We start from the raw sequence: 13,467 nt of genomic DNA, 5'->3' as shown, positions 1-13,467 counted from the left end.
ACTTTTCGGGAACGCGCTGTAGGCCGTATCACCAGCCCTCTCCCCCTCCCAAACGTACCGAGGGTACCTGACGGGTGGTTTGGGAGGGGGAGAGGGCTTGGTTCAGAGCTTCTAGGCAAGCCTTTAAGCCGTCGCTTCTGCTCTCGCCCGTGGTTTCCTTCTACGCGCATTATTCTGATTGCGCGCATCAGGGCGGTTGCGAGACCATGAGCGATTGCCGCCGTCTGCCTTTGCGCCACCATTGCGTTTTCTGTTGTCACGCTTTGGTTGGTCATTGCTGCGCTCAGCGGTGCCGGAATCGTTGGAGGCAGCAGCGCTTGCTTCCATAGGGGACCAGGGCTTGGTGCTGGCCAATTTGGGTTTGCCGGCGGCCTGACCCTTGCGATGGGGCTTGGCCTTTTTGCCTTGTGTTGCTTGGCGCGGATTGCGTCTGGCATTTTTGGCTTTCGCAGCTTCCTTGTCAAAGGGAAGCGGCTCCGTGCCATCGGTTGGCAATCGAGTGCCGATCAGTTTTTCTATATCCCGCAAAAGCTTGGCTTCGGTCGCATCGCATAGTGAGATCGCGGTGCCGGTGCGGCCTGCGCGTGCGGTTCGACCAATGCGGTGGACATAGGCTTCCGGTACTTCCGGCAGCTCGAAGTTGACCACATGCGAGACATCATCGATGTCAATGCCACGCGCGGCGATATCGGTGGCAACCATGATATTGATCTCACCGTTCTTGAAGCTGGCAAGGGCGCGCGTCCGCTGGCCCTGGCTTTTGTTGCCATGGATGGCGGTGGCGGCAAGGCCTGCTTTTTGCAGATGCTGGCTCACCCGATCTGCCCCGCGCTTGGTACGGGTGAAGACGATGGCGCGCTCGACATCCTCAGCGCTCAGAATGCGCGTTACTTCATCGCGCTTGGCAGAGCTGCTGGTATGGCGCACGCTTTGGGTGATGCGCTCGATGGGTTTGGATTCAACAGCCACGGCGACTTCCACCGGATCTGTCTGGAAATCCTTTGCCAAGGCGCGGATTTGCGTTGGCATGGTGGCGGACAACAGAGAGGTCTGACGCTTTTTCGGCAATTGCTTCATGATCCGGCGAATATCGGGAATGAAGCCAAGGTCGAGCATGTGATCAGCTTCATCCAGTACCACATATTTGGTCTGGCTGAGGGAAACATGGCCGTTATTGAGATGGTCGAGCAGACGGCCCGGTGTTGCCACAATGATGTGGCTGCCGCTTGCGAGTTTCTTGGTTTGCGGTCCTATCTTTACACCACCAACGATGATGGTAACGGAAACCCGCATATTCTTGCTGTATTTGCGTATATTCTCGGCAATCTGGGCCACCAATTCTCGGGTTGGTGCCAAAATCAGTGCATTGGTTGCTTTTGGAATTGGGCGCTTGTCGTTGCGGGCAAGGCGATCCAGGATGGGCAATACGAAAGAGGCCGTCTTGCCGGTGCCTGTCTGAGCGATGCCCAGAATGTCGTCACCGGACAAGGCAACAGGAATGGCTTTGGTCTGAATTGGGGTCGGTTGCGCATAGCCTTGGGTTTGCAGGGCACGCAGAATTGGCTCGGCCAGACCGAGCTCAGTAAAATTGGTCAAAGATTTTTTCCATATGCCATCACTTGATCGCGCGGAATCGCTGCGAGCAATGGCGTTTGTTTTATAAGGGGGAAGCTTGCGCAGAAAAGCTGCCTATGGGGTTTGAACCTTACTCGGTTCATCCCGGCTACAATCATTTGGGACCTTATATCCCAGACTGTAAGCAAGAAGTCTTGCGCCGCTGATATCAGGGAAGGTCCCAGGACTATCGTCCACGCACAGGCAAGAATGGGGGAGATACAGCAAAAGCATCACAAATACAAGGCTTTTCGAACATGGCCTCATGTTTGATGAAATATGAGAGGAGGGACGCTATTTGCGTTTTTTGGCGCCTTGGCCGGATTTTGCTTGAGACGCGAGGTCTTGTTCGGCTTTTTCTCTGGCCAGACGTTGGGCTTTGAGGCGTGCTGTATTTTTTCTGACCTCAGATGCCTGTTCTTCCTGTTCGTTCAGGATAGCCTGCTGCGCTTTTTGAATTGCAGCCAAACGTTCTTCGGCTTTTTTCTTCACAATACTGATCATGAGTAAGCCTTTGTGGAGAACCAAGACCACCCATGGGTGGTCTTGGCAAGATTTTTTTAGTCAACCAGCTCAAGGTTGGAAGCAGCAACTTTGCCGTTACGGTCGTTCTGCAGCTCGTAGGAGACCTTCTGGCCTTCGTTGAGGGTGGTAAGACCGGAACGCTCAACAGCAGAAATGTGAACGAATGCGTCTTTGCCGCCATCGTCTGGCTGAATGAAGCCGAAACCTTTGGTGGTGTTGAAGAATTTAACGGTGCCGATAGTCATAGTAGATACCTTATCTAAGTAGTCCCGAGCCTGCGGCGAACGGGAGATAGTGCCCATGGCGCAATGCCAATGGTGTTGAAACGTTCGCAAAAATCAGGAGGAAACCGAAGATGCCGGCAAGCCGGAAAAACTGGTGCCATTGATGGCTCGAAACGTGTTGCCCCCTATTTGGCAGGATTTGATGTCAATTTCAAGGCTATCAGACTCAGGTTCTGGTTATTTTACCTGTAAAAGAGGCCTTTCTCCCTGAAATCTATGTCTCTCGACAAGAAAATCGGCAAAAAAAGGCCCCTTAATCTCTCTATCTTTCACCTTCGACAGACTATTCATCTGTACTTTATTATCGTTCGTGTTATCCGGCGCGGATCTGTGTAAGGAATTTTTTCACCTCGACACTTAATGTTTCCGACTGCTGGGAGAGTTCTGATGCTGCTTCCAGCATTTGATGGCTTGATTGTCCGGTTTCGGAGGCGGCTTCATTGACACCACTGATGCTGGTCGTCATTTCAACGGTTCCACAGGCGGCCTTTTCCAGGCTTTGGGCGATTTCATGGGTCGCGGAGCTTTGCTGTCCGATCGCAGAAGCAATTGCCGAGGAAATTTCCTTGTTGTTGTTGATGGTTTCACCAATCGTTTCGATTGAAGAGACCGTATCGAAGGTGAGTTCCTGAATTTCCTTGATCTGAAGGCCAATTTCATCTGTTGCCTTTGCTGTCTGGCCAGCCAACTCCTTCACTTCGCTGGCAACAACGGCAAACCCTTTGCCAGACTCCCCTGCTCGTGCGGCTTCAATTGTGGCATTGAGCGCCAGCAGATTGGTTTGTTCGGCAATATCGGTGATCAATGCGACCACCGCTCCAATTTTCTCGACACCAGCGGTCAAATGCTGAACTCGCTCATTGGTTTCCTGAACATTTCCAACTGCCGACCCGGCAATTGCTTCTGATTCACTGACAAGGCGACCAATCTCTGTCACAGAACTTGCCAGTTCTTCCGTTGCGCAGGATATGGCTTGTACGTTGGTTGATGTTTCTTCTGCTGCGGCTGTGACCCTTGTCGATTGCCGGGTGGTTTCTTCGGAGGTTGATGACAATGCCTGGGCGGATGCTTGCATCTCGGTGGCAGCGGAAGACACCGTGTTGACGATTCCGCCGACGGTTGCCTGAAATGTATCTGACAATTCGATGCGCATGAGGCGGGCGGCCTCTTCCTGACGTCGTTTCTCGGCTTCTTTTTCAGCTTCGAGTTTATGATTGCGAATGGCGTTCTCTTTGAAAATCTGGACTGCTTTGGCCATTTTTCCAAGCTCATCGAGCCGGTTCTGTGCCGGAACGTCGACCTCGTCATTGCCATTGGCCAGCTTGCTCATGATTGAGGTCATGGAATTGAGCGGCCGAATGATTGTTTTCAAGATCATGATGATCAAGATGGTTGCCAGTACAGCGCTTAGCAACAGCGTTGCGATGATCATGGAATGTGCTTCGTGCACCTTGCCGGCTGCTTCTTCGTCGGCGCCACGGTTGATTGCATCTGCTTTTTCTGCGATGTCATTCAGGACTATTGAAATCTCATCCGCGCTGGTTTCAGCATTTTTCTTCCAGTTTCGTACACTTTGTTTGGCTTGTAGTGTTTTTCGTCTTGTGTCGAAGAGTTGTCCGTCATTGTTTGCGCGTTCCGACCAGGTTGCAAACAGACTTTTGAGGTTTGAAGCGTCGCTCTTGTCTTCTGCTGTCTCGGCAAGCTTTGCGAGAATTTCGAGATGACCAGCAGTCTTCTTATATAGACTTGCGAATTCCTTGTTGATTGCGTCCAGATTCTTATCAGAGCTTTCAGCGAGATATTCACCGGCTGTATCCTGAATTTCCATGGTCAGGCGCTGCAGTTTCAGTGCAGCTTCGACAACCGGATAATCCTGATCGAACAATTGCCCCAAAAGTGCATTAACCGCTGCACCGGATGCGGCTGCAGCTTCAAGTCTGTCGCCTTTTTCCTCGGCTGCGGCCATTTCCGCTTCATTTTCCAGTGCAAATTCATCCAGCGCAACAATCAGTCTGGATCCGATGGAATCGAAGTCTGACAGGAGGGCCGTCGCTTTGGTCTGTTCCTGGATCTGGGTTTTCCGGTGATCGAACATCTTGTCTGATTGCTCGAGGAACAATGAATGGCTTTTCAATGCAGTTTCAAGATTGGTTGCAAGTGTGCGATTGGCCAGCAGTACTTGGAGTTCTGCATGGGATTTGAGAAATGCACTGGCTTGATCTGAAAACTTTGTTTCCAGTTTTTGTACTTCCGAGAGGCTTTCGGCTGCAGCAACCTCCTCGATAATCTCATGTGCGATTTCGATATTGATGATCAGATCATCTGCGGTTTCAACGGTTGGAGCGGCGACATCCGTGAGCTCGTTGAGCGTATCCTCGATTGAATCAATATAGAACAGCCCGACACCACTCATGACACCACATAGCATTGTAATGACGACAAAGCCGGTAATGAGCTTGGTTGCAATGCTATAATTGTTAAGCAGGAACCGATTGGGTCTGCTCATTTCTTCTCCACTCGTCGGTTGCATGAGACACTCCTCGAAACCATATTCAATTAAACGTTCTAATTGTTGTTTAAACGCATATATATTTAGTTAAACATGTTCAATTAATGTTTAGTTACTTTCTTCCATGATTATTCGTTTCGATGGTGGCGTCCGGTTTGGAAATCGGCTAATTTCGAACTGATCTGTTGCAAGGGGTGCGGGATCATGAGGCACTGGTGACGGTGTTATGCGCGAAGATGTGTGATCTGCTTCCGAGGAGATGAAATGCGGGTGAAACAGACAAGCCTGGCGGAAAACAAGGTCACAACGCGCGATGAGTGGTTGCTGGTCGTGGCGTCTGCCATGAAGCCCTGGTTCTCAGATCTTGATTTCCCGATGCCTGAGTTCGAGATCAAAAGTGGTTTTCCCAGCACGGGATCACGGGGAGGCAATACTGCCGAGACCTGGGTTCAGGAAGAGGATGCGTCATTCGTCATTTTTGTCCGGCCTGATCGATCCGATCCGGTAGAGGTGGCTGGTGCGATTGCGCATCAAATGTGCAAGATCGCTTGTGGTGCAAAGGATACGCACGGGCATTTGTTCCGTCATCTTGCTATTTCCATTGGCCTGAAGGGCAGAAAAACGGAAGCAAAGCCCGGTAGATTGTTTCTGGAACTATCGGATCCGATCCTGAAACAGGTTGGCGATTTGCCAAGTGCGGAAATGACCCCGACCAGTTCGCAACCATCGGCCAAACAGACCACACGCCAGATCAAGGTTTCCTGTCAAAAGTGCGGATATGTGGCGCGGGTTTCGAGAAAATGGATAGATCAGGTTGGGCCGCCTCATTGTCCTCTTCATGGTGCCATGAAACCTGACTTGTGAGCATTTGGGTGCTCTTTATCGTAGTTTGATGACGTTTGATCCCTGCATCTGGTTGACGCATTCTTTTATCGCTTTCAGCAATTCTGCATGATCCAGAGGTTTGGAAAATACCTTGATTGCGCCCAACTTGCTGGCCATCTCCAGAAGATTGACATGTCCGATGCGGGAGCCGCCTGATATCGCGATGATCTTTACGTGGGGGTTGCGGTCCTTTATCTCCTGAATGACCTCCAATCCGTCGCCCTCTGGCATGATGATGTCGGTTACCACCACATCGATATGGCGATCCGAGAATTTGGAGACGCCTTCTCTGCCATCCATTGCGGTGACGACATCATATCCTTCGGCTGAAAGAAGCAGGTCAAGCATTTCACAAATCAACGGTTCATCATCAATGATCAGAATATTCGTCATGGTGACTTGCTTTCTTATCTTGGTAGTGGACTTGTCTTTTTATCATCTATTTTGATCGGCTATTGCCAGAGGCTCTGAAGTGATGGTTGGCAGATAGATATCGGCTGTTGTCCCATCGCCCGGAGTGCTTGAAAGAACAATCACACCTCCATGATTGGAGACGATCCCGTGAGCAACGGAAAGTCCCAGTCCTGTTCCTTCTCCGACCGGTTTTGTGGTGAAAAACGGATCAAAAATCCGGGGCAGGTTTTCCGAAGAAATTCCGCACCCGGTATCTGAAATCCGAATACGCGCATAACATCCCGGCGTCAGGCCAATATGTTGCGTACAAAAGTCCTCGTCAACAATTGCAGGTCTTGTCACAACAGATACTGTACCTGCGCGGTTCTCATAAGCGTGAAAGGCATTCGTGACGAAATTCACGATGACCTGATGGATCTGAGTTTCATCTGCCAGAATGAGGCCGCAATCCTGATGCGTATCGACATCAAGTTTGAGGGACGAGGGGAGCCCGGCACGCAGCAACATGATGGAATCTTCGGTCACCTTGGAGATTTCCAACGGTTGACGGTCCGGTTTCTCATGCCTGCTGAAAAACAGGATCTGGCGTACGATCGTCGCGGAACGTCTGGCAGCTTTTTCTATTCGGACCAGTGAATCATAAGCGGCATTCCGTTTGGTGACCTTTTTCAGGGCGATCTCGGAGCAACCCAATATCACATAGAGCATGTTGTTGAAATCATGGGCCACTCCACCTGCCAGAGTGCCCAGGCTATCAAGTTTTTGGGCGCGCACCAATTGATCTTCCAAGGCTTGGCGTCGCGTCAACTCTTCTTCCAATCGCTGGTTGGTTGCATTCAGATCAGCCGTACGAGCCAATACCTGCCCTTCGAGATTTTTGGCTGCCTTGTCCAATTTCAGTGCCATGTCATTGAATGTCGAGGCGAGCTCTCCGATTTCATCCGATCTCTTTCCAAGATCGATGGTCGAGGTATTGTCTCCTTCACCCAGATCGACCATGGCTCTTGCCAGTGCCTTGATTGGTTTGGCAACGGTCCCAAATACCATCAGGGCCAGAAGAAAGGATACCAATACTGCCAGCGTCAGAAACAACGCGATGACTTTTCGTGCGCGATCAACAACAGCTGCTGCTTCCTCATCAGCGCTATCATTGATTGCATCGGCAAAGTCGGCGACGCGGTTGAGCGCAGAAGCCATGTTTTCTGCGTTGATTTCCAGAAGTTCGGCGCGTTCATAGGTATTCTGGGTTGCTGTCAGTTTGTTCAGATGGCTTTTGAATAAACCGTCATCATTTTGAGCGATGGCGATCCAGTTTTTCAGGACAGATCGAAGGTCGACGACATCCTTCTTGTCTTCCTCGCTCTCTGCAAATTGTCGCAAGATTTCGATCTGAGGATTCAATTCATTGTGCAGTCGATTGAAATCGGCCTGTGCCTCGATAAGGCGAGGTGTGGTTTTTGCGGCAAGAAATGCTCTTGCAGTGTCTCTTATTTCGGTTACGAGTCTTTGGAGCTTCAGGGCAGCTTCGACAACAGGATAATCCTGGATGACCGACTGACCCAGAGCGTTGTTTTCTGCTTTGGTCCGGGAGGATTGCTCCGTTGAACTTTCTATCTCGGCATGAAGAAGTTCCGCTTCATTTTCCTCGGCAAACTCGGTCAGGGAAACGATCAATGTCGCACTCATGCGATTGAAGTCGGCCAGCAGCTTGTCGCTTCGTTCCTGTTCAACCAATTCGGTGCGCCGGGAGCCGAACATTTCATGGGCGCGTTTTCTGAATTCGATATTTTTACGTTCAGATGCAAGGAGCTCATCCAACAGGCTTTGATTGGAGAGCAGGGACCGCAGTTCGACATAATTCTTGTCGAACTCGATCCGCAACCCATCGAACTCGTCGATCAGGGATGTCAGGCCTTGTGGTGTTTTTACCAGGATGCTTTCTTCAGCGACCTTGGTTGACTGCCAGATATTTGCGATCAAGTCATCGGCAACCTCGACAGTCGGCGCTGTCACATCTGTAATGCGGTTCAGATTGTCATCAATTTGATGGATGAAATACAGACCGATGATTCCGACTGCAATGCTGATGCCTGCAATGATCGAAAAACCGGCAACAAGGCGTGTTGTGACATTCAAACGGGGAAAGAAGAAAAGCTTGCCGACTATGGAGTTGGAAAGCAAATCTCCCGATTGCCTATCATCTGCTGACATCTCCACTCCTTTGGGTTCTGTGTCTAATTAAAGCCGACAGCCTTGTTCATTCCAGCTTCGATTTTTGATCGCAGTTCCTTGTGAACCGGTTGCTTGGCGATGCGTGAGATGGGATCCAGATCCAATGCGGGTTTTGAAGATGGTTTGCCGAACAAATATCCCTGAATGATGTAGCAGCCTGCTGCATTCAGTCTCAGAAGCTGGTCGGTACTCTCAACGCCTTCTGCTATGATTGATACATCAAGACTATCACCAATTCCGACGATGGCGTGAATAATCGAGTCGATATTCTTGCCGTCATCCAGCCCTCGAATAAAGGATTGGTCGATTTTGATCTTGGTGAAGGGAATGCGCGTCAGATAGCTCAAGCTGGAATATCCGGTGCCGAAGTCGTCCATTGCTATGCCAATACCCAAATTGCGAATGGTGACGAGCTGACTGCTGATATGGTTCGAGTCATCCAACAAGACATTTTCGGTAATTTCGATTTCCAGACGACGGGGGTCCAGTCCGGTCTTGGCGAGCGTATCCTTGATGCGCTCTACCAGATCTCCGTCATTGAACATGATCGGCGACAAATTGACCGCTATTGTATGATTTTCGGGCCAATTTGCCGCCTCCTGGCAAGCTGTCTGCAGGGTCCAGTAGCCAATTTCGCTGATCATGCCATTCTGCTCTGCGATTGGTATGAATTCTGATGGTGGGATGAAACCTTCTTTCTCATGGGGCCAGCGTATCAAGGCTTCAAATCCGGTGAGTGTATTGGAAGCCGTATCCACTTGTGGCTGATAGTGCATTTGGAGCTGGTTGTGCTTTAGTGCTTGGCTTAGTTCTATTTTCAATTTGCGTCTGCGCTGCATTTCCTTATTGAGTTCCTGGGTAAAGAAGTTGAATTGCCCAGGTCCGATCGCCTTGGCACGATCAAGCGCAAATTCCGCATGTTTCAGCAGGTCTTCCGGGGAATCGCAGTCCAATGGATATTCTGCAATTCCGATGCTGAGCGAGGTGCTGATATGCTTGCCTTTGAAGAATATCGGCTGTTGCTGGATTTCCAGAATTGCATTGCAAAGTCTGATGATTTCGTTCTCATGCTCAAGACTTTTGAGAAGGATGGCGAATTCATCTCCTGACAAATGCGCAACAAAGGCCTGTCCGCCTGCATTTGTCTTCAAAGTCTGACCGACGCTTTTCAGGACATGGTCGCCAGCCGAATGGCCAAAGATCTCATTGGTGTCCTTGAAACCATCGATATTGATCCTGAGAATAGCCAATCGCTCTTTATTGGCTTTTGCTTTTTCAAAGCATTGTTTCAATATCGTGTTGAATTGGAGGCGGTTTGGCAGGCCCGTCAAACAGTCATGGAGGGCCAAAAAGGATGCTTCGGTTTCGGCATCTCTCCGCTTGCCGTCCATATTGAGCAACATGAGGATGGTGCCCAGCGAAATCAGCGAGATGACGACTGCCGTAAAGATTGCTGCCTGCTGGATGCCTTCATACAATGCTTGCTCGAACTCTGATCTTACGACGTCAATGATTGCAACAGCTTGCGGTTTGTTGTCCCGCAGCAACGGGACCATGACGGTTACAATGCGCTGGTCATGCTTTGCGGCGCTGGCATTCAGGAAGGCATCTATTTTGGCGAGCGTGAGTGCTTCCCTGAAACTGCGGAATTCTTCAGAGGTCAGATGGCTGTTTTGAACGGGGGAACCACCGGATATGGGGCACTTGGTTGGTGTTGTGCAAATCCTGTAACCCAGAACCGAGTTGAAGGAATTGTTGATACTGAAATCTGATTGTTCAGGGCTCGGTGCTGCCGACGCATCATAATGATGATTTTCGTGTTTTGGCGTAAAGATCTGGTCGATCAGGCCGCTTAGGTCCTCACTATTTTGGCCAGGCTGTCCTGGCAGTTCATTCGTCTTGGAATAGGCATTGAGCCAATGCAATGAAAGTCTTTCGGCTTCCACAATTGTGAGATGGTTCATGAGCGCGGGTGTGCCCGTGTCCACTGTAAAGATGACAAGAACGAAAAATGCGACAAAGCTTATGAAAATCCGTCTGCGGCCCATGCTCCAAGACATTGAATTGTTTCCCCCGGCAGGTGTTTACATGCATTTTGTCCCAACACGCTCATTAAGTCGTAATTTTTCTAACAATTGTTTAATTTCTCGCGATTCGTTTAAACATTAGATTTTAATTGTTTAAACAGCAAGTGCGATAACAAATGTTTTATGGGTCTTGATAGGGTTTTGTGCCCTTGCAAATGCCGAAATGATGTCATCGGCAGGGGGATCACATGTCATCTCCAAGAGTCTGACTTAAAAGAAACAAGCAGGCCCCGGGGGAGACCTGCTTGTTTTATCCTTCAAATGGGGTTCGAAGTTTTTTGTTCCGTCAGGGATGTTTTGACAAATCCTGCGCGAGCATGAGGGCGTTGCCATCGGGGTCATAGAAGGTGGCCAGATGCACCATGCCTTCGATACTGACTGTCGGGCCGTCAAATTTCACGTTGGCCTCTTCCAGTGCTTTTCGCGCCTTTGCCAGATTGGCGACGCCAAAGACCGGGACGCTGTTGCCCGGATTGGGATCATTCTGTTCGCCAAGGCCCAGGGTGACGCCTTCTGTCTTGGTCTGCAATTCGCTCCAGCCTGCATCATCCAGATGATAGATCAGATCAAAGCCCAGCTTTTCCTCATACCAGGCAGCGCTGGCATGGCGATCCTTAACCGAGATGGCAAGGGTGATGGTATTTTCCAGTGAGACGAGCGCCATTGTGCTTCCCTTTTGTCAATAAATAAAGTAACTATACTTTATGGACATTAAAACGCTTGTCAAGCTTACATCCCGCGCCTGGTCTTTGAATATCCTTGCTGTCCTGCATTCCGGTGTCGCCGGGCGGCAGGCTGCCTTGCTGTCTGCGACCGGGGCGAGCCGTAGCTCTTTCTCTCTCAGTCTGGAGCATCTGGTTGGTTTGAAGCTTTTGGAGCGCAATCCCGGCCATGGCCATCCCTTGCGGCCGGAATTTCGCCTGACGCCATTGGGCGTGGAAGCGGCTGAAATTGCCAGTCGTCTGGTAAAAGCTGTGCCGGATGAGGGGGAGTTTTCGCTGCTTCGCAAAAGCTGGACGGTGCCGATTTTGGCGCTGACCAGTGCGCCGCGCCGTTTTTCCGGCATTCGGTGCGACCTTGCGCCTATTACCGACCGGGCTTTGTCGGCTTCGCTCTATAAGCTGGAAGAGTTTGACTGGATCCAGCGTGAGATCGATGTCTCTGCCCGTGTGCCATTCCCCACCTATTGCGCGGCGAATAGAGGCATCGAGATCAACCAGGCGATTGGCCTCAATGCCTGATAATGTTGCTTGGAATTCAACACCAAGCCCTCTCCTCCTTTGCATCCCACCCGTCATGGTACTCTCATGGGCAGTTTGGGAGGGGAGAGGGCTGGCCATACAGCCGGTAGCGCGTTCCCGAAAAGTTGCAGATTTTTCGGATCAGAACTCGTTCCAACCAGTTTCATCCAGAGACTTTTAAATAGGGCCAGATCTATTTGATATTCCGGGCATGGCCGGTGACCTTGACCGGTGCGCCGCGCTCTTCGCTCAACTCGACGGTGATGAGGGACGGACTGCCCATATCCTCGCCCTGACGGATCGTGATCTTGCCGCCATGGGGCCAGGTCTGATCGCGCAGATATCCGGCAAAGGCGGCAGCGGCAGCACCTGTGGCCGGGTCTTCCAGCACGCCGCCTGAAGCAAAGGCATTGCGCACGTCAAAGCTTTGATTGCTCTCTATATACACAAGCATGATGGTGACAAGGCCGAGCTTGCGCATCAGTGTGCGCCCTTCATCCAGGTCATAATGCATGTCTGCCAGTTTGGTGCGGTTCTTCAGCGCCAAAACGGCGTGATCTGCTCCGCCATGAATATGGGCCGGGGCCAATTGCTCATCCAGATCCTTGGCTGATAGATCAAAGAGTGCCAGAATGTCTGCAAGATCAGCTTCTGGCAGGGCCTTGCTTTTGGTCGGTGGCGAGGAGAGGGTGGCCGTCATGCCGCCATCCTTTGGCGCGGCGGACACGCTGATCGCGGCTTCATTCAGCGCGAGATTGAAGCTGCCTTCGCCCACATGTTGGCCCAAGGCCGCGCCAAGGGCGATGGTGGCATGGCCGCAGAAAGGCACTTCAGACTCTGGCGAGAAATACCGCACGCGCCAGTTTTTGCCGCTGTCATCTTCGCGAACGGCAAAGGCAGTCTCCGAATAGCCCACCTCGGCTGCAATGCGTGCCATGTCAGTGTCCAACGCTGGCTGATCCAGCAGCACTACACCAGCCGGGTTGCCGCCTTGCTCACCACGGCTGAAAGCTGCAATTCTTTGAATATCCATGATCGGGCTCCGTCTCTTCCTGCAGCGAATTCTTATCCGAAAAGTCTGCAACTTTTCTCAGAACGCGCTGTCATATTTATATCTACCCTTATGATATTTGGAGTGAGGGGCCTCGTCCCAAGCATTTGGAAGGTGATTTGGCAAAAATGCCTTCACAAAGTGGGTTGATTTCGCCAAACTGCCCTCATGTCAAAAGAGCTGGATCAAACAGACTGTGCCATCATCGAATGTCTCGATGCTGACAGTCGGGCAAGCCTCGCGGCGATTGGAATGGATGTCGGCCTGTCTGGCCCCGCTGTTGGTGAGCGTCTGCGCCGCTTGCGCGATATTGGTGTCATTGAGGGAACTGGTGTGCGGCTGGATCTGCGCGCTCTTGGTTACACATTGCAAGCTCTGGTGCGGATCAAACCCCGCAGTGGTCAATTGCATCGGGTGGAACAGATGATCAATGATCAACCCCGCTTCATGTCCTGTGACCGGGTCACCGGAGAGGATTGCTATGTCGCCCGTCTTGCCTTGCGCGATGTTGCCGAGCTGGATGACATCCTCATGCCCTTCCATGACCGCGCCGAAACCCATACCTCCATCGTGAAGTCGAACATCTTCAAGGACAGATTACCGCCGCTGCTGGGGTGATGAGTCC

At 51.1% G+C, this 13,467-nt stretch carries 12 protein-coding genes; 3 read left to right on the top strand and 9 right to left on the bottom strand.

The window, feature by feature from the left end; translation table 11 throughout:
* Positions 1-123 precede the first annotated feature (123 nt).
* The 4 genes from CRO57_RS21705 to CRO57_RS21690 form a co-directional block, all read right to left on the bottom strand.
* Complete coding sequence (locus tag CRO57_RS21705; protein WP_097155620.1) at positions 124-1,596, bottom strand: DEAD/DEAH box helicase; 1,473 nt, start codon at positions 1,594-1,596, stop codon at positions 124-126.
* 312 nt (positions 1,597-1,908) lie between these two features.
* Positions 1,909-2,118, bottom strand: a complete 210-nt coding sequence (locus CRO57_RS21700) for a hypothetical protein (protein WP_097155619.1) — start codon at positions 2,116-2,118, stop codon at positions 1,909-1,911.
* 56 nt (positions 2,119-2,174) lie between these two features.
* Complete coding sequence (locus CRO57_RS21695; RefSeq protein ID WP_097155618.1) at positions 2,175-2,384, bottom strand: cold-shock protein; 210 nt, start codon at positions 2,382-2,384, stop codon at positions 2,175-2,177.
* 352 nt (positions 2,385-2,736) lie between these two features.
* Positions 2,737-4,929 (bottom strand): methyl-accepting chemotaxis protein, encoded by a 2,193-nt coding sequence (locus tag CRO57_RS21690; RefSeq protein ID WP_170956208.1) that lies wholly within the window; start codon positions 4,927-4,929, stop codon positions 2,737-2,739.
* 273 nt (positions 4,930-5,202) lie between these two features.
* Between CRO57_RS21690 and CRO57_RS21685 the strand changes: the two genes are divergently transcribed.
* Positions 5,203-5,796, top strand: a complete 594-nt coding sequence (locus CRO57_RS21685) for a transcription elongation protein SprT (protein WP_141401312.1) — start codon at positions 5,203-5,205, stop codon at positions 5,794-5,796.
* A gap of 15 nt (positions 5,797-5,811) precedes the next feature.
* Here the strand turns inward: CRO57_RS21685 and CRO57_RS21680 are convergent, their stop codons facing one another.
* The 4 genes from CRO57_RS21680 to CRO57_RS21665 form a co-directional block, all read right to left on the bottom strand.
* Positions 5,812-6,210, bottom strand: a complete 399-nt coding sequence (locus CRO57_RS21680) for a response regulator (RefSeq protein ID WP_097155615.1) — start codon at positions 6,208-6,210, stop codon at positions 5,812-5,814.
* A 42-nt stretch (positions 6,211-6,252) separates the two neighbouring features.
* Positions 6,253-8,442 (bottom strand): ATP-binding protein, encoded by a 2,190-nt coding sequence (locus CRO57_RS21675; RefSeq protein WP_097155614.1) that lies wholly within the window; start codon positions 8,440-8,442, stop codon positions 6,253-6,255.
* 23 nt (positions 8,443-8,465) lie between these two features.
* The gene (locus tag CRO57_RS21670) at positions 8,466-10,427 is read right to left on the bottom strand and encodes a putative bifunctional diguanylate cyclase/phosphodiesterase (RefSeq protein ID WP_170956207.1); all 1,962 of its coding nucleotides are present in this window, start codon (positions 10,425-10,427) and stop codon (positions 8,466-8,468) included.
* Positions 10,428-10,836: 409 nt separating this feature from the next.
* Positions 10,837-11,214, bottom strand: coding sequence for a VOC family protein (locus tag CRO57_RS21665; RefSeq protein ID WP_097155612.1), 378 nt, complete (start codon positions 11,212-11,214; stop codon positions 10,837-10,839).
* A 40-nt stretch (positions 11,215-11,254) separates the two neighbouring features.
* On the opposite strand from CRO57_RS21665, the gene CRO57_RS21660 reads away from it, so the two are divergent.
* A complete protein-coding gene (locus CRO57_RS21660) occupies positions 11,255-11,791 on the top strand; it encodes a winged helix-turn-helix transcriptional regulator (protein ID WP_097155611.1) in 537 nt (178 codons plus the stop codon).
* Between the two features lie 193 nt (positions 11,792-11,984).
* On the opposite strand, the gene CRO57_RS21655 is transcribed toward CRO57_RS21660, so the two are convergent.
* Entirely contained in the window at positions 11,985-12,824 is an 840-nt protein-coding gene (locus tag CRO57_RS21655; protein ID WP_097155610.1) for a PhzF family phenazine biosynthesis protein, read from the bottom strand.
* A gap of 186 nt (positions 12,825-13,010) precedes the next feature.
* Between CRO57_RS21655 and CRO57_RS21650 the strand changes: the two genes are divergently transcribed.
* Complete coding sequence (locus CRO57_RS21650) at positions 13,011-13,460, top strand: Lrp/AsnC family transcriptional regulator (RefSeq protein WP_097155609.1); 450 nt, start codon at positions 13,011-13,013, stop codon at positions 13,458-13,460.
* Positions 13,461-13,467 lie beyond the last annotated feature (7 nt).

It is taken from the genome of Cohaesibacter gelatinilyticus, assembly GCF_900215605.1.
GTDB lineage: Bacteria > Pseudomonadota > Alphaproteobacteria > Rhizobiales > Cohaesibacteraceae > Cohaesibacter > Cohaesibacter gelatinilyticus.
The sequence above is the reverse complement of the archived record's forward strand: the minus strand, read 5'-3'. Positions and strand labels throughout refer to the sequence as shown.